The following is a 15,372-nucleotide window of genomic DNA, read 5'->3' as shown; positions in this document are numbered from 1 at the left end:
AATCAATAACTTAAAAAACAAATAACAATGAAAAATTTAGAAAACAAAGTTGCAATAGTAACAGGCGGTAACAGTGGAATCGGGTATGCGGCAGCAGCTGATTTAGCAGCAAAAGGTGCAAAAGTAATTATAACAGGAAGAAACAAAGAAGCTTTGGCAAAAGCCGAAACAGAATTAAACGTTACTGGAATTGTGGCTGATCAATCGGATTTAAAATCAATCGACAATTTAGTTGAAGAAGTAAAAACAAAATTCGGAAAAGTTGATATTTTATTTTTAAATGCGGGAATTGCAGCTTTTGCGCCAGTAGATTCAGCTTCAGAAGATCATTATGACAGTATTATGAATGTGAATGTGAAAGGAGTTTATTTTACAGTTCAAAAAGTGCTTCCAATTTTGAATGACGGTGGCTCAATTATCTTTAATACATCTGTAAATGCTCATGTCGGAATGCCAAATTCTAGCGTTTATGCAGCGAGTAAAGCAGCAGTATTATCCTTAAATAAAGTTTTTGCTGTAGAATTGGCTTCAAGAAAAATTAGAGTAAATGCAGTTTCTCCTGGTCCAATTGAAACACCATTGTATGGAAAAGTTGGTTTAGAAAAAGAAGAAGTAGAAGGTTTAGGATCTGCTTTAGGAGAAAAGATCTTATTGAAACGTTTTGGGCAATCAGCGGAAGTTGCAAAAACAGTTAGTTTCTTAGCTTCAGATGATGCTTCATTTATTACTGGTTCAGAAATTGTCGTTGACGGCGGACTTATCGTAAACACTGTTCTATAATTTTTTTGACTAATTCGGGAACGATTGTTCCGTATTTTCGTATCTTTGTGAAGAATTTAATTTGAATGTCATGGCTAGAACGAAGGAATTTAATGAAGATCAGGCTTTAGATAAAGCAATCGAGATTTTTTGGCACAAAGGTTACAACGGAACTTCTGCGCAAGATTTGGTAAATCATTTAGGATTAAGCCGCTCTAGTTTGTATGATACTTTTGGAGATAAGCAAAAACTATTTGTAAAGTCATTAAAACGATATCAAAAGCAAAATCTAGACAGTCTTACTGAGCTTTTTGAAAATGCTGAAAACATTAAAACTGCATTGACCGAAATATTCAAGCAAGCGGTTATAGAAAGCCTTCAAGATCGAATTACAAAAGGCTGTTTTATGGTAAACTCTGCTGTAGAATTGGCAATGCATGATCCTGAAATTGCAAAAATAGTTCACGATAACCAGAAAGTAGTGGAAGACATTTTCTGCAATGCTGTAAAAAAAGGGCAGGAGTCAGGTCAGATTTCAGATAGACAAGACGCAAGATCACTTGCAAGATTCATCTTTAATAATTATTCTGGAATTAGAGTTTTGGCTCGCGCAGGAGAAAAAGACAAACAAGTTTACGATGATATTTTAAAAGCAATATTTTCTTTGTTTTAGAATATAAAATCTATCAAATAAAAAACGGCGGTTACATTTGTAATCGCCGTTTTTTGTATTAAATAAGTAAGTAATAGAAAATGAAAACTTCTTAGCTTTTTTCTTCTTTGTTGAAGTAAACTAAGTAGTAATACATTTGTTTTTCTTCATCCCAGCCTTTTTCAACAAATTTTTCTGCACTTTCAGGATTGATAAAATCCATTTTAATCTGAATGTGAGTATCTAAATTAATAACGTTTTTAATCGATTTTCTAGCGTCAGAAACTGCTGCGTTGGCAATAGGGAATGAGGTAACATCTTCGATGCTGTATTTTTCTCCTTTATCAACTTTATAGTTTTTAAATTCAGGAATCAAATCAGGATTGTCTAGTACTTCATTCAAGAAATTCTGCTCTTCAAACTGATCGTTTTTAGCGAAATAATTCACAGATCGGTTCATAAACATTACTTCCTCTTTCTTGTCTTCTGCTGGCAAAACAACGTCTTTTGCGAAGTTTTGACAGAATTTTAAATATTTTTTAGTGATGAAATTTTCATCTTCAAAAGCATCAACAGATAAAAAGTGCTCTAACCAGTAACGCGCATCATAACGGTTGCTGTCTACTGTCAGAATTTTGTATCCTTCTTCTTTTTTGTAGTTAAAAATCAAACATCCTTTATCTAATTTACTCAAGTTGATTCCTTGTTGTAAAATCATTTCAAGATTGCTTCCGTTTTCTTCAAACTGTAAAAAGTCGGCTTGTAATTCGCTTTTAAAAATTCCGATTGCATCAACAACATTATTATCGATACTTAGGTTTGTCAAATACGTTACATATACCTCACCATTTTTAATGTGCGGGTGATTGGACTGCTCAAATAAATGTTTTGTGATGTTTTTAGAAACCTCATGAACATTAGCCGGATTAGCAAAAATCTCAGTTGCATATTTAAACATGTCGTTGTAGTCCAAGTCCACTTCGTGTGCAAACTGATAGTAGTTTTCTTCTTTTTCTCTAAAAGGTTTAAAAAAGAATTCTTTAATCAAAGGAACAATCTCGTCATTAAGATTAAAAGGCTGTTCCGATAAAAAAATAGCTTCGTTACGGCTTTTGTTTCCTACGCGGTGTATGGAAAGCGTTTCGATGTGGGTGTTGAATAAGTTGATCATTTTTTTGAGTTGCTGAGATTCTAAGTTTCTAAGATACTAAGTTTTTTAGATAGTGTCCTTTAATTTTTTAATTAACGACGCTAACATTCTCTCGATCTCTCGACTATCCTCATATAAAAGGTTAAATTCTTCTTCGCTTATGTAAATTATATTTTTTGCAATTTCAAGTTGGGTCTGCATTTCAAATAAAGAGCCTAGAGAAATATATAAAAATCGTAAAAAATCTTTATTACTTTCTCTTCCAGATCCTTCTGCAATGTTACTTGGAATTGATATTGAACTTCGACGTATTTGTGAAGTTAATCCAAAAGTCTCTTCTTTTGGGAAAGTTCTCGTTGCTTTATAAACTTTTGTAACTAAGGAAATTGATTTCTGCCAGACCAAGATCTTTCTAAAATGACTCATTAACTTATCTTTTAAATTAAATGTAAAAATAAGAAAAAACTGTCAAAATTTAAAAACTCAGAATCTTAGAGTCTCAGCATCTTAGCAACTTACGTTAGTTCCAATTCTCCTCAAATCCATAATCTTCGAAGCTGTCATCGCCTTCGAACATGTCAAGATCGTCTTCGTCTAGATCGTCTTCAAATTCTCCGTAGATATCGTCGTGCATGTCATCAGCTTCAAAGTTTTTTTCGTGAGCTTCGTCTGGCATTTCACCGTGAGAAAATAAAGTTTCTGGGTAAGTAACTCCAACTTGTTCATCTTCGATAGCAGCCAATTCAACTAAGAAAGTCCACATGCTGATGAAATCATAAACGTAGATAATCTTTGTATTTTCTTTGTCTAAAATACTAGATAACGGATAATCGTTCATGGTTCTCATTTCGCCAGGAACATCTCCTGTATCAAAAAGCGGAATTTCATCTTCTTGATTCCATGTATCATCACAAGTATAAAATGAAGCCACTTCTGATCCGTCAAAGCCAAAAGCGTTGAAGATTGCATTGTGTAAATCCTCAAGTGTATCTTCCTCTAGAATTGCAATGTCTCTAAAAATATCTTCTTCGGCGTCTAGAATAACTCTAAATTTATAAACCATAATCTTTGTTTTTATTGAGAGGTCAAAGGTAAAATATAAAAAATGAAATACGAATCACGAATTGCGATTTGTTGAAAAGATTTTAGAAAATTGATTTTCAATTAGTTTGTCTGGCTGAGCGAAGTCGAAGCCTTTTTCCAATAGGAATACCCTTCGACTCCGCTCAGGGTGACAAAAGAGAGTTGAAAACTGCTACTTTCTCGCCAGTCTTTTTCTAATTTTATGATAATGTTTATGATAAGTACTATGACTTGGATAACTTCTGCTTGAAGTAATATTATTAAAAATCAAAGCGATTACAAATAAAATTAAAACACCAACTAGAACTGGCGAAATCACATACATATAGCCTAAACCTTTTATTTGTGCTGAACCTGTAACTGCGATTAGCGCTGTCGCACCTCCTGGTGGATGCAGTGTTTTTGTAATCTGCATGAAAATAATGGAAAGAGAAACAGCAAGCGGAGCAGAAATCCAGACAATATCAGGCACCAGTTTATTTACCGTAACGCCTATAAAAGCTGAAATAAGATGTCCGCCAATTAAATTTCGCGGCTGCGAAAACGGACTTTGTATAATTCCGTAAATCAAAACACTGGACGCACCAAAAGAACCAATTAAAAAAAGAACATCACTTCCTGCAAATTGTGAAGCTTCGAGATAAGAAAGAATCCCAATGCCGACAAAAGAACCTAAAAACGACCAAAAATGTTCTTTATAGTCAATTAAAGTTTCCTTGTAAAGAATGTAACGTGTTTTGCGATAGCTTCTTTTTATTTTTTCTGTTGGCATTATTGTGGTATTATATTTTGCTCGTTATGTTTTTAAATATACTTTGCTGTATATTAGTTTTTATTGCTTTGTAAATCTATAGATTACTAGTTTGAGATTATTTAATTAAGCTTGGAGAATAACTATAAACGGTATACGGATAAATTGTTTTTGCAGTATATTTTGAAATCAAGCATACGACAAGAATTGGGAAAAACAAAGTATAATCATTTGTTAGACCGCAAACTAAGAAAATTGCTGTGAAAGGTGCATGAATACTGGCACTTAAAACTGCAGCCATTCCGATAACCATAAAATTAACCGGAATTACATTTACATGGAAAAAGCTATTCAAGACAGAAGCTACTAATAATCCTAAAAAAGCACCGATAAATAAACTAGGTGCAAAAACACCACCATCGCCACCGGAAGCGAGCGTAATTGAAGTAACAATTGGTTTTAAAATCAATATAGCTATAAAAGTTAAAGCCAAAGTCATTGTCATGATTTGGTTTGGAGCAATAAAGCTTGTTTTAATAGCGTGATAACCCTCGCCATATAATTGTGGGAAAAAGAAAAGTGAAATGCTTAAAATGGCAGAACCAATTATGATTTTGTAATAATGTTTGTTGATTTTTCCGAATTGTGATTTAATGAATAAAACACATTTAGTTAAGTAAACCGAATTCATTCCCGCCAAAATTCCTAAAAGAATAAAGTACGGAATCGCTTTTAAATTCCATGTCGTAATTGAAACCGCAAATAATGGTTCTTCTTTTAAAATTGTTAGCAAACCAAAAGCAATAGAAACCGCAATTAAATTTGAAATCACAAATGCTCGCGTTACTTTTCTTGAAATTACTTCGAAAGCAAATAAAACTCCCGCAATCGGACTGCTAAAAAGTGCCGTAACGCCCGCCGCAACGCCTGCGCAGATTAGTTCTGTTTTGTATTGGCGAAAAACATTTTCTTTTTCGTGTGCAACAGAACCAATAGTTGCTGTCGCGACAACGGTAGAAACTTCGATTCCCGTAGAACCTCCAAAAATAACCGTTAATAATCCGTTTATGAAATGTGATGGGATTTTATAAGATGGTAGGTTTTTAGATTTTGATGCAGTGCTTTCAAAAACTTCTTTGATTCCTTTGTTTTCTTTTTTCTTAAAAAGATATTGTCTTAAGAAATAAATTACCGACAGACCGAAAACTGGAAATATGATGTAAAATATAGGATGAACTGATACTTCATGAAAGAAGATTTCTTCGTAATATTCAGTTATTTTTTTGAGTGAAATTCCGAGAAAGGCAGAAAGAAAGCCAATTAAAATAGAAACAATAACTAATTTTCGGAGTTTGATTAATTGATGATTTTTTTTGATTTGCGCCGTTTTGTTCATCAGAAGTGAATTTGAAATCGCATTTTTTTTTGCGGATTACAAAATTAAGCATCAAATTCGGTTTTTTATAGGAAATCTTTAATTTAGTGTGTTAAAATGGGTATTAGTAAGAAAAGCTTTCGTGTTAAGGTTTTGCCACAAAGGCGCTAGGACACAAAGTTTTTTACTTAAGAAAACGACTAAACAGGCAGTTTGTCATTTCGACGAAGGAGAAATCTTCACAAGTAACTCCACAATCAAAATCGCCAATCTTTGTAGAGCTTCTCGCGGAGATTTCTCCTTCGTCGAAATGACAAAAAATGAGAGAAAACTTTGTATCTTAGTGCCTTTGCGGCAAAAAAAGCCTATCGCTCATAAAACTCAATAGGTAATAAATCAGGATCTGCAATAAAACTAAAACGCTTTTCAGTCGTTTCATCAATTCTAATTGGTTCTGATTCTATATTTTTTGAAGTTAAAAAAGCAATAGTTTCTTCCAAATTTATAACTTCAAAAGCTAAATGACGCAAACCAACCGCTTCTGGTCTTGAAGGTCTTTGCGGCGGATTTGGAAATGAAAATAATTCGACAACATAAGTGCCATTCAAAGCCAAATCTAATTTATAAGATTGGCGTTCTTCACGATAGATCTCTCTAATAATAGTCAGACCTAAAATCTGGGTATAGAAATATTTCGATTTTTCGTAATCGGAACATAAAATGGCAATATGGTGAACTTTATTAAGGGTAAGCATTATTTTTTGGATTCAGGTTCTTGATTTAATTTTCGAATAACTTTTGCTGGATTTCCAACAGCAAGCGAATTGTCTGGAATATCTTTTGTAACCACAGATCCAGCGCCAATCACACAGCCTTTTCCGATTGTTACGCCTGGGCAGATAACAGAGTTTCCGCCAATCCAGCAATCGTCTCCAATGGTTACTGGATATGCATTTTCTAATGTTTTTCTCAATTCAGCGTCAAGCGGATGAGAAGCAGTATAAATCTGAACATTTGGCGCAATAAATACATTCGACCCGATTGTTACAGGCGCGCAGTCCAAAACCACACAATTCACATTAAAATAAACATTTTCACCAGCAAAAATATTGTAACCATAATCACAGTGAAAAGGAGGTTCAATATAAAAACCAGCTCCAGCGTTTGGAATTAATTCCTTTAAAATTTCTTTTGCTTTTTTGGTAACTCGGTATTCTTTTACATTTAAGCTGTGCAAAAGGTTTTTTGCTGTGCGACGGCCTTTTACCAATTCTGGATCAAAGGCGTTATAGTATTCGCCAGAGATCATTTTTTCTTTTTCGGTTTTCATATTTTACATTTTCGTCTTGGCAATTTTTTCATGCATTTTCGGAATTTCCTGCAAAGATGCTGTACAATACCAAGGCGTTAATTCGGCTTCGAGTAAATTGGCTTTTATTGCCGGATCGGTGGCAACAAGCGCTTTGGCTTCATCAATCGTTTCGACATTAAAGATGTAAATGCCACGATAATTTCTATCATTTTTCATGAAAGGCCCAGCAACAACCAGTTTTCCTTCTTTGGCCAATTTGCCAATATTTTCCATGTGACCTGCGAAAAGCTTTTTGGTTTCTTCTTTAGAAGCTGTGGTATTACTCCCAGATTTTAAAAGGCAAAAAACATATTTTTTCATTCCATATTCGTCGGCATGAAGCGATTTGGCTAAGGCTTCATCGTATTTGGTTTCAGTTTCCTGAGAAAAAGCAATTGTAGTGAAGAATAAAGAAGCTATAAACAAAACAGCATTTTTCATAATATTATGTGTTTAATAACTTTTTTAAAATAACAATCTGTCCTAAATGATATACATCATGCTGAATAATTCCGTGAATGTGTTCGTAGTAAGTATGACCATTATTCACATAAATTTTTGCTAAATCTTCGTCATCAAAATCTTCAAAGAAAGCATTCCATGAATCTTGAGATTTTGCTAAAGTTTGAAGCGATTGTTCCCAAGCAGCTTCAGAAGGATCTATTACAGGAACAAAATAATTATGGTCTGGAGTTATGATTGTTTCTCCTTGCATGCGTTGTAAAATATTTCTTCTCCATTGAATCAAATGATTTACAATTTCCCAAATTGTATTAAGGTTTGGGTTTACTTTTTTATATGCCTGTTCAGCAGTTACATTTTTTAATGTATTGTCTAAATTGACTTCAAGCCAAGGATTTCCGTTATAAATAGACTGATATAGATTCGAAATTCGTTTACTTTCTGACATAAAATAATGATTTTGGTTTTCCTAGCTAAGATACAAATTAGTATTTTACAACTCATCCTCGAAAATCTACAATTGGGTTATTATATATTTTTTAACATGAATTGTTAAAATACATTTGCTTCATCAAAAACCAAAGATGACATGAAAACCAGATTATTTTTTACAGTTAGTTTTTTATTTTTTACAGCTTTAATTTTTGCTCAAAATACTATTTCGGGAAAAGTAGTAGACCAAAAAGGAAAACCAGTTGCAGGTGCAAATATTTATATTGACGGAACTTACGATGGAGCAACAAGTTCTGAAACTGGAGATTTTTCTTTTGAAACTACAGAAACAGGAAACAAGTTTCTAGTGGTTAGTTTTTTACTTTTTGAAACTTACAAGCAAGAAATTGATGTTGCCAATTATAAAGATCAAACGGTAAAATTAAGAGAAAATGTTAATGCTCTAGATGCTGTTGTCATTACAGCGGGAACTTTAGAATCTGGGGATAAGGCGAGAGTTTCAGTTTTAAAACCTTTAGATATTGTTACCACAGCAGGTTCTGCCGGAAATATTGTGGCGGCATTGCAGACTTTGCCAGGAACGCAGACGGTTGGAGAAGACGGACGTTTGTTTGTGCGTGGAGGTGAGGCGAGCGAAACTCAAACTTTTGTGGACGGAATTCGTGTTGCACAACCTTATGGGGCAACTACAAATAACTTGCCTACAAGAAGCCGTTTTTCTCCTTTTTTGTTTAGCGGAATTGCATTTTCTACAGGTGGTTATTCTGCAGAATATGGTGAAGCTTTATCAAGTGTTTTACTTCTAAATACACAAGATGAAGAAGATCACGAAAAAACAGATATCGGGTTAATGACAGTTGGTTTGAGCTTGGGAAATACGCAAAAATTCAAAAAAAGTTCGTTGAGTGTAAATATGATGTATGTGAATTTAGCGCCTTATCAGGCGGTTATTCCTCAAAATGTAGATTGGAACAATCCGTATCAGTCACTTGGGGGAGAGACAGTTTACAGATACAATTTTACAAACGGAATATTTAAACTGTACGCTTCATTTGATTCTGAAAAATTTGATTTGAATCAGAAAAACGTCAATTTCGAGAATCCGATTCGAACTGACATGAACAACAATAACTTCTATTTGAATTCATCTTACAAAGGAAGTTTTGGAACAGGATGGCAGATTACTTCTGGAGTTAGTTACGGTTACAGCAAAAACAAACTGAAATACGATATTACAGGAATTGACAGTCAGGAAAATGCAGCACAACTGAAATTGAAGTTCAGTAAGAAATTTTCAAACTATTTTAAGTTGTCTTTCGGATCTGATTATTTCATCACCAAATACGATGAAAACGTGGCAGACAATATTGCTCTTGATTTTACAAATGGTTACGATTCTAACATTTTTGCAACTTACACAGAAGGCGATATTATGTTTTCTAAAAAATTAGCTTTAAAAGTTGGTTTAAGATATTCAAACAATAGTTTATTAAACGAAAATAATATTGCGCCAAGAGCTTCATTAGGATACAAAGCCTCAAAAAGCAGCCAGTTCTCTTTTGCTTACGGAGATTATTCTCAAACGCCAGTTGTAGATTATATTAAATTTTCTAAATACCATCAGTTTGAAAGCGAGAAAGCAAGACATTATATTTTAAATTATACGTTTACAAGACCAGGACAAACATTGAGAGCAGAAGCTTACTACAAAGATTACAGCAATTTGGTGCAGTACGATACGAGAGATATTCAGTACAATTCGGTTTTCAATAATAACGGATCAGGTTATGCAAAAGGATTGGATTTATTTTGGAGAGACAGCAATTTGTATAAAAACTTAGAATATTGGATTTCATATTCTTATATCGATTCAGAAAGACAGTATAAAAACTTTCCAAACATGGCAACTCCAAGTTTTATTGCCAACCATAATTTATCTGTTGTAGCAAAATATTTTATTACAGACTGGAAATCTCAGGCTAGTTTAACAAATAGTTTCAGCTCAGGACGTCCGTACAATGATCCGAACCAAACGCAATTTATGAACGGAAAAACAAAATCATACAATAGTTTAAGTTTTAGCTGGGCTTATTTATTAACGACACAAAAAATCCTTTACTTCTCTGTTTCAAATGTTTTGGGAACTCAAAATATTTTCGGATATGATTACGCCAAAACACCAGACGCAAGCGGAGTGTATCAAAGACAAGCTGTAGTGCCAACAGCAGATAGATTCTTCTTCGTAGGTTTCTTCTGGACCATTAGTCAGAATAAGAATGAGAATCAGTTGAAAAACTTGTAGTTCGTGGTATAGATTCTAAGTTGCTAAGATGCTAAGAGAAAAACTTAGAATCTTAGCAACTCAGAATCTCAGAATCTTAAAAAAAACAATTCAGTAACCAAAATCAACAACTCAGTATCATTTAATTTTAAAAGACTAAAAGCCAGCATACTTTTGAAGTGTAAATTAAAAGGAACAAAGAAACAAAGCGACAAAGGTTCAAAGTTTTTAAAACATTATTAGTAAGAAAATGAAACCTTTATCCCTTTGCAACTCTGAACCTTTGAACCTTTAAAAAAAAGAGTTTTAATCATCAATAAAAAAAACTTAGAATCTCAGAAACTTAGAACCTTAGTAACTTTAAAAAATAGAAATCATGACCAAAATTATTACAATAACTATTTTATTTATCTGCAGCTTAATGTCTGCTCAAAATGCAAAATTAACTGTGACTGTTTCAGGTTTAAAAAACGACACAGGAGTGGTTAAAGTAGGATTATACAATTCAGACGGAACGTTTCTTAAAACAACTTACAAAAGTTTGGCTTCGGAAATTAAAAACAACAAAGCGGTTGTAACTTTTGATAATCTTCCAGCTGGAGAATATGCAATTTCTACTTATCATGATGAAAATAGCAACGGAAAGCTTGACAGAAACGCAATGGGAATTCCTTCAGAAGAATATGCAGCTTCAAACAATGCAAAAGGATTTATGGGACCTCCATCATATCAAGATGCTAAATTTAGTGTCAGCAAAGATTCAAAAGTTGAAATTGTATTCTAAAAAATAACTAATCCATATAAACAAACCATTAAATAAATTGTAAAATGAAAAAAATCATCACTTTAGTCGCACTATTTGTAGTAGTAATAGGTTCAGCTCAAACACAATTTGAACAAGGAATGAATAAAGCTTTCGGACTTTGGAAAGAAGGAAAAAATGCCGAAGCTTCTGCATTATTTGAAAGAATTGCTGCGGCTGAAAAAAACAGTTATCTGCCAAATTATTACGTAGCTTTAATTAATGCAACGGCTGTTTTTACAGAAAAAGACAAAACAAAAATCGATTTGTTATTGACAAAAGCACAAGATGCCTTAGATCTTGAATTGATAAAAGACCAAGCCAATTCAGAATTGTATGTAATGCAAGCTTTAATTTATACGGGTTATGTTGTGGCCGACCCAATGACAAACGGAATGAAATATTCTAGTAAAGTGATGGAAGCTTATGCGAAGGCTAAAGCATTAGATCCAAATAACCCAAGAGCAGTTTTTGGAGAAGCAGATTATCAATTAGGAGGAGCAAAATGGACAGGAGTTGACACTAAACCTTTGTGCGCACAAGTTGATAAATCTATTGAACTTTTTAATACTTTTAAACCAGCTACGCCTTATTCGCCAAAATGGGGATTGGATAGAGCATTAGAAATTCAAAAAACTTGTAAATAATTCAGTATTATAAATATGATGATATTAAAACCTAATTTGTTAAAAGCATGCTTAGTCGGAGGAATAGTATTTTTGTTTTCTTTTCTAATTCGGTTTGCTTCTTTAGGAACAGCAGTCTTTAACAAGAATCTTTACATTTATTTCTTGTACTGCATGCTTTACAGTGTGGTTTTATATATCGTAAATGTAGTTCTTTTTGATTTTTTAGATAGGGTTTTCAGAGAAAATCCATATTCGGTAAAGAGAATTTTAATTGGTTTTGCAAGTTCTTTTTTAGTCTCAATGATCGTAATTGGAGTATTGCGTTTGTTTACAAGTGTAATAATTGAGAATAAGACTATTATCGGTTTTCTTGCCAATGAAAGGGCAGAAAATTACATAGAATCTGCAGTAATGACTTTTATTGTTTTATTGTTTTTTCATGGACTTAATTTTTACAAACTCTATCAGGAAAACAAAGTAACACAGCAGAAAATTATTGCAGGAACTGCAAATGCCAAATTCGAAAGCTTAAAAAACCAGATCGATCCGCATTTTCTTTTTAACAGCTTAAATGTTCTTAGTTCTTTAATAGAAGAAAATCCAGATAATGCGCAGCGTTTTACTACTTCATTATCTAAAATTTACAGATATGTTTTAGAACAGAAAGACAAAGAATTGGTTTCGGTTGAAGATGAATTGTCATTTGCCAAAACCTATATGAATCTTCTGAAAATGCGTTTCGAAAATAGTTTGTTTTACGAATTGCCAACAGAAAACATCAATCCAGAAGCCAAAGTAGTGCCACTTTCTTTACAGCTTTTATTGGAGAATACCGTAAAGCACAATGTAGTAAGCGAGCAGAAACCGCTTCATATTAGAATTTTTATTGATAAAGATTATCTGGCCATTCAGAATGATCTTCAAAAAAAAGAAGTCTTGCAGGATAGACAAGGTGTAGGACTGCAGAATATTGTAAACAGATACGGAATTATAACAGATAGAAAAGTGAAGATTGAAGAGGATGGAAAGAATTTCACAGTTAGAATTCCAATTTTAACCAAACAAATTGCCGTTATGGAAATGAGTGCAGAATATACAGATGAAGCAAAAGCTTATTATAGAGCCAAAAAACGAGTAGAAGAACTAAAAGGATTTTACGGAAATATAATTTCATATTGTTGTGTAATTCCGTTTTTGATTTTTATTAATTTAAAATTTTCGCCAGGATTTCAATGGTTTTGGTTTTCGGCTCTAGGTTGGGGGTTTGGAGTTGCCATGCATGCTTTTAAAGTTTTTGGATACAGCTCTGATTGGGAAGAAAGAAAAATTCGCGAGATTTTGGAGAAAGATAACAACCAAAAAACGTGGAAGTAATGGAAAAAGATTTCACAGAAACAGTTCGTTATTATGATGCTCAGAAAAAAGTAAAAGAAATAAGAGGATTTTACGAACATTTGACTGTCTACGCTTTATGCAACCCGATTGTGATTGTTGTAAACTACATGACTTCTCCAGAATACCTGTGGTGGATATGGTCTGTAATGGGCTGGGGAATAGCAATTATTTTACATGGACTGAAAGTTTTTAGTCTGCCGCCTTTCTTCAATAAGAAATGGGAAGAGAAAAAAATTAGAGAAATTCTAGAAAAAGAAAACCAGCAACGTTTAGAAAATAATCATGGAAACAAATTTGAATAATGATCAGGAACAAGTAATGCTGGAAGAATTAGCCAGTAAAAAAGTAATTCAGCTGAAATCTTTTTACAAGCATTTGTTCTTTTACACTATTGCATTGATAGTTTTTCTTTTAAAAGAATACACGAATTTGCCATTGCAATTTTTTCCAATTAAATATATCAATTGGGTGATTGTAATTATTTGGACAGCTGTAATTGTAGGTTCTGCAATAGATTTGTTTGCTTCTTATAAAATTTTTGGACAAGAATGGGAAGAACGAAAACTAAGAAGCATTTTAGAAAAAAAATATAAAAAACAAAAATGGGAATAGTTATGGAAAGGAATTTAAGCGACGAAGAAAAATATATCCAAGCCAAAAAAAAGGTTGAAAACATTAAAGGATTTTACGGAAATCTTATATCATACATTTTAGTAAATGCCATTTTAATCTTTATCAATTTATATACATCGCCTCAATATTTATGGTTTTTCTGGCCATTGTTATGGTGGGGAGTAGGAGTCGTTTTTCACGGATTAAAAGTCTTTGAAGTTTTTCCAGGAATGGGTAAGGAATGGGAAGAACGAAAAATCAAAGAGTTTATGGAGAAGGAAAAACAGAATAAAAACAAGTGGAAATAATCAAAATATAGTTATGGGACGTTTTAGAAGAGAAATGTACGAAGATTACGCAAGACACCATTTTGGAGAGTATACAGACGATCCAAATTACAATGCAGCTTATAGAAGAGTAAAAAGGCTTAAAAGATTTTACTCGCATTTGAAGATTTTCATTATTGTAAATATTATCATCATTGTATCAAGCTTGACTCGAGATAAATCTGCTGGTCTACTAGTAATGGATTTAAGCGGTTTAACAAAATGGCATACTTATTCTACTGCGTTTTTTTGGGGAATCGGTCTATTAGCGCACGCATTATCTGTTTTTGGTGCTGATTGGATTTTTGGTTCAGATTGGGAGAAAAGAAAAATCCAAAAATACATGGAAAGAGATGCCGCAAATAAAAATAAATGGGAGTAACTTTGAATTTATAATTTTTTCAAATTTCACATTATAGTAAATGATCACATTAATTATAGAAGACGAAAAACCAGCAGCAAGACTGTTGCAGAGAAAACTTGAAAAGCTAGATGTAACTGTAGAAACCATGCTTCATTCCGTTGAAGAATCGGTTCATTGGTTTGAAAATAATCCGCATCCCGATTTGATTTTTCTGGATATCCAATTGTCAGATGGTTTATCGTTTGAAATCTTTGAAAAAATAGACATTAAAAGCGCTATCATTTTTACAACGGCATATGATGAATATGCTTTAAAAGCGTTCAAATTAAACAGTATCGATTATCTTCTAAAACCAATTGACGAAGATGATTTGGAAACTGCTGTTTCAAAATTCAAATCGCGTCTTCCGAAAGCAGCTTCAGAAACTTCAAACCTGCAATTGGATTTTGAACAGATTCGACAAATGTTATCCAATCCTTTTGAGAAAACTTATAAAAAAAGATTTACAGTTAAAATAGGACAGCATTTAAAGGTAATTACAACTGAGGAAATTGAATGTTTTTTTAGTGAAAATAAAGGAACTTACATTCATACTTACGACAATCGCGATTATTTGATCGATTCGACTTTGGAGATATTAGAACAAGAACTCGATAAAAAGGATTTCTTTCGCGTAAGCAGAAAATTTATTGTTCCGCTAAAAGCAATCAAAGAAATTCAGGTTTATACTAATTCTCGACTTAAAGTGATTCTTCCAACTTATAAAGAAGATGAGGTAATTGTAAGCCGAGAAAAAGTACAGGATTTTAAAGCTTGGTTGGGATAAAATCTTTTATTAAAATAAGAAATTTAGCAGATTTTAATTCATCTGATTAAAGTCGATATCATAAAAAAAGAGCCTTAATTTTAAGGCTCTTTTTATGTTTT

At 33.0% G+C, this 15,372-nt stretch carries 20 protein-coding genes; 11 read left to right on the top strand and 9 right to left on the bottom strand.

Annotation, left to right across the window (positions count from 1 at the left end):
• Positions 1-27 precede the first annotated feature (27 nt).
• Both ACNRYB_RS22450 and ACNRYB_RS22445 read left to right on the top strand, forming a co-directional pair.
• Positions 28-780: an SDR family oxidoreductase gene (locus ACNRYB_RS22450; protein ID WP_129745212.1), complete on the top strand. Its 753-nt coding sequence runs from the start codon at positions 28-30 to the stop codon at positions 778-780.
• Between the two features lie 70 nt (positions 781-850).
• On the top strand, positions 851-1,432 hold the full coding sequence (locus tag ACNRYB_RS22445) for a TetR/AcrR family transcriptional regulator (RefSeq protein WP_129745214.1): 582 nt from the start codon (positions 851-853) through the stop codon (positions 1,430-1,432).
• A 91-nt stretch (positions 1,433-1,523) separates the two neighbouring features.
• Here the strand turns inward: ACNRYB_RS22445 and ACNRYB_RS22440 are convergent, their stop codons facing one another.
• From ACNRYB_RS22440 to ACNRYB_RS22400, 9 genes are all read right to left on the bottom strand, one after another.
• A complete protein-coding gene (locus tag ACNRYB_RS22440) occupies positions 1,524-2,582 on the bottom strand; it encodes a nucleoid-associated protein (RefSeq protein ID WP_473728813.1) in 1,059 nt (352 codons plus the stop codon).
• Between the two features lie 45 nt (positions 2,583-2,627).
• A complete protein-coding gene (locus tag ACNRYB_RS22435) occupies positions 2,628-2,987 on the bottom strand; it encodes a four helix bundle protein (RefSeq protein ID WP_473728812.1) in 360 nt (119 codons plus the stop codon).
• A gap of 94 nt (positions 2,988-3,081) precedes the next feature.
• Complete coding sequence (locus ACNRYB_RS22430) at positions 3,082-3,624, bottom strand: IS1096 element passenger TnpR family protein (RefSeq protein WP_129745220.1); 543 nt, start codon at positions 3,622-3,624, stop codon at positions 3,082-3,084.
• A gap of 192 nt (positions 3,625-3,816) precedes the next feature.
• Positions 3,817-4,416: an HPP family protein gene (locus tag ACNRYB_RS22425; RefSeq protein WP_473728811.1), complete on the bottom strand. Its 600-nt coding sequence runs from the start codon at positions 4,414-4,416 to the stop codon at positions 3,817-3,819.
• Between the two features lie 97 nt (positions 4,417-4,513).
• Positions 4,514-5,791, bottom strand: a complete 1,278-nt coding sequence (locus ACNRYB_RS22420; RefSeq protein WP_473728810.1) for a chloride channel protein — start codon at positions 5,789-5,791, stop codon at positions 4,514-4,516.
• A 344-nt stretch (positions 5,792-6,135) separates the two neighbouring features.
• A complete protein-coding gene (gene gloA2, locus ACNRYB_RS22415) occupies positions 6,136-6,525 on the bottom strand; it encodes an SMU1112c/YaeR family gloxylase I-like metalloprotein (protein WP_473728809.1) in 390 nt (129 codons plus the stop codon).
• Positions 6,525-7,100 carry a sugar O-acetyltransferase gene (locus ACNRYB_RS22410; protein WP_129745225.1) on the bottom strand — a complete coding sequence of 192 codons (576 nt, stop codon included), beginning with the start codon at positions 7,098-7,100 and terminating at the stop codon, positions 6,525-6,527. Before ACNRYB_RS22410 ends, gloA2 begins: the two co-directional genes overlap by 1 nt.
• A gap of 3 nt (positions 7,101-7,103) precedes the next feature.
• Positions 7,104-7,562, bottom strand: a complete 459-nt coding sequence (locus ACNRYB_RS22405) for a YciI family protein (RefSeq protein ID WP_129745227.1) — start codon at positions 7,560-7,562, stop codon at positions 7,104-7,106.
• Positions 7,563-7,566: 4 nt separating this feature from the next.
• Positions 7,567-8,031, bottom strand: a complete 465-nt coding sequence (locus tag ACNRYB_RS22400) for a DinB family protein (RefSeq protein WP_129745229.1) — start codon at positions 8,029-8,031, stop codon at positions 7,567-7,569.
• A gap of 141 nt (positions 8,032-8,172) precedes the next feature.
• Here ACNRYB_RS22400 and ACNRYB_RS22395 point away from each other — a divergent pair, with 141 nt between their 5' ends.
• From ACNRYB_RS22395 to ACNRYB_RS22355, 9 genes are all read left to right on the top strand, one after another.
• Positions 8,173-10,338: a TonB-dependent receptor gene (locus tag ACNRYB_RS22395; RefSeq protein WP_473728808.1), complete on the top strand. Its 2,166-nt coding sequence runs from the start codon at positions 8,173-8,175 to the stop codon at positions 10,336-10,338.
• Positions 10,339-10,693: 355 nt separating this feature from the next.
• The gene (locus ACNRYB_RS22390) at positions 10,694-11,101 is read left to right on the top strand and encodes a DUF2141 domain-containing protein (RefSeq protein ID WP_202393927.1); all 408 of its coding nucleotides are present in this window, start codon (positions 10,694-10,696) and stop codon (positions 11,099-11,101) included.
• 44 nt (positions 11,102-11,145) lie between these two features.
• Complete coding sequence (locus ACNRYB_RS22385) at positions 11,146-11,766, top strand: hypothetical protein (RefSeq protein WP_473728807.1); 621 nt, start codon at positions 11,146-11,148, stop codon at positions 11,764-11,766.
• Between the two features lie 18 nt (positions 11,767-11,784).
• Positions 11,785-13,122 carry a 2TM domain-containing protein gene (locus tag ACNRYB_RS22380; protein ID WP_129745760.1) on the top strand — a complete coding sequence of 446 codons (1,338 nt, stop codon included), beginning with the start codon at positions 11,785-11,787 and terminating at the stop codon, positions 13,120-13,122.
• A complete protein-coding gene (locus tag ACNRYB_RS22375; protein WP_343707981.1) occupies positions 13,122-13,445 on the top strand; it encodes a 2TM domain-containing protein in 324 nt (107 codons plus the stop codon). Before ACNRYB_RS22380 ends, ACNRYB_RS22375 begins: the two co-directional genes overlap by 1 nt.
• Positions 13,426-13,755 carry a 2TM domain-containing protein gene (locus tag ACNRYB_RS22370; protein ID WP_129745237.1) on the top strand — a complete coding sequence of 110 codons (330 nt, stop codon included), beginning with the start codon at positions 13,426-13,428 and terminating at the stop codon, positions 13,753-13,755. The genes ACNRYB_RS22375 and ACNRYB_RS22370 overlap by 20 nt, the downstream gene beginning before the upstream one ends.
• The gene (locus ACNRYB_RS22365) at positions 13,746-14,063 is read left to right on the top strand and encodes a 2TM domain-containing protein (RefSeq protein ID WP_129745239.1); all 318 of its coding nucleotides are present in this window, start codon (positions 13,746-13,748) and stop codon (positions 14,061-14,063) included. The genes ACNRYB_RS22370 and ACNRYB_RS22365 overlap by 10 nt, the downstream gene beginning before the upstream one ends.
• Positions 14,064-14,076: 13 nt before the next feature.
• Complete coding sequence (locus ACNRYB_RS22360) at positions 14,077-14,463, top strand: 2TM domain-containing protein (protein WP_129745241.1); 387 nt, start codon at positions 14,077-14,079, stop codon at positions 14,461-14,463.
• Positions 14,464-14,503: 40 nt separating this feature from the next.
• On the top strand, positions 14,504-15,271 hold the full coding sequence (locus ACNRYB_RS22355) for a LytR/AlgR family response regulator transcription factor (RefSeq protein WP_343707979.1): 768 nt from the start codon (positions 14,504-14,506) through the stop codon (positions 15,269-15,271).
• Positions 15,272-15,372: the final 101 nt, after the last annotated feature.

The sequence above is a fragment of the Flavobacterium sp. CR10 genome, from assembly GCF_055814415.1.
Note: the sequence above shows the minus strand (reverse complement) of the source record. Positions and strands in the feature narration are given on the sequence as shown.

Coding starts and splice junctions, on each gene's coding strand:
- ACNRYB_RS22445 (WP_129745214.1), top strand. CDS start 851: ATGGCTAGAACGAAGGAATTTAATGAAGATCAGGCTTTAGATAAAGCA.
- ACNRYB_RS22435 (WP_473728812.1), bottom strand. CDS start 2,987: ATGAGTCATTTTAGAAAGATCTTGGTCTGGCAGAAATCAATTTCCTTA.
- ACNRYB_RS22400 (WP_129745229.1), bottom strand. CDS start 8,031: ATGTCAGAAAGTAAACGAATTTCGAATCTATATCAGTCTATTTATAAC.
- ACNRYB_RS22410 (WP_129745225.1), bottom strand. CDS start 7,100: ATGAAAACCGAAAAAGAAAAAATGATCTCTGGCGAATACTATAACGCC.
- ACNRYB_RS22390 (WP_202393927.1), top strand. CDS start 10,694: ATGACCAAAATTATTACAATAACTATTTTATTTATCTGCAGCTTAATG.
- ACNRYB_RS22365 (WP_129745239.1), top strand. CDS start 13,746: ATGGGAATAGTTATGGAAAGGAATTTAAGCGACGAAGAAAAATATATC.
- ACNRYB_RS22425 (WP_473728811.1), bottom strand. CDS start 4,416: ATGCCAACAGAAAAAATAAAAAGAAGCTATCGCAAAACACGTTACATT.
- ACNRYB_RS22380 (WP_129745760.1), top strand. CDS start 11,785: ATGATATTAAAACCTAATTTGTTAAAAGCATGCTTAGTCGGAGGAATA.
- ACNRYB_RS22395 (WP_473728808.1), top strand. CDS start 8,173: ATGAAAACCAGATTATTTTTTACAGTTAGTTTTTTATTTTTTACAGCT.
- ACNRYB_RS22440 (WP_473728813.1), bottom strand. CDS start 2,582: ATGATCAACTTATTCAACACCCACATCGAAACGCTTTCCATACACCGC.
- ACNRYB_RS22405 (WP_129745227.1), bottom strand. CDS start 7,562: ATGAAAAATGCTGTTTTGTTTATAGCTTCTTTATTCTTCACTACAATT.
- ACNRYB_RS22420 (WP_473728810.1), bottom strand. CDS start 5,791: ATGAACAAAACGGCGCAAATCAAAAAAAATCATCAATTAATCAAACTC.
- ACNRYB_RS22370 (WP_129745237.1), top strand. CDS start 13,426: ATGGAAACAAATTTGAATAATGATCAGGAACAAGTAATGCTGGAAGAA.
- gloA2 (WP_473728809.1), bottom strand. CDS start 6,525: ATGCTTACCCTTAATAAAGTTCACCATATTGCCATTTTATGTTCCGAT.
- ACNRYB_RS22430 (WP_129745220.1), bottom strand. CDS start 3,624: ATGGTTTATAAATTTAGAGTTATTCTAGACGCCGAAGAAGATATTTTT.
- ACNRYB_RS22355 (WP_343707979.1), top strand. CDS start 14,504: ATGATCACATTAATTATAGAAGACGAAAAACCAGCAGCAAGACTGTTG.
- ACNRYB_RS22360 (WP_129745241.1), top strand. CDS start 14,077: ATGGGACGTTTTAGAAGAGAAATGTACGAAGATTACGCAAGACACCAT.
- ACNRYB_RS22375 (WP_343707981.1), top strand. CDS start 13,122: ATGGAAAAAGATTTCACAGAAACAGTTCGTTATTATGATGCTCAGAAA.
- ACNRYB_RS22385 (WP_473728807.1), top strand. CDS start 11,146: ATGAAAAAAATCATCACTTTAGTCGCACTATTTGTAGTAGTAATAGGT.
- ACNRYB_RS22450 (WP_129745212.1), top strand. CDS start 28: ATGAAAAATTTAGAAAACAAAGTTGCAATAGTAACAGGCGGTAACAGT.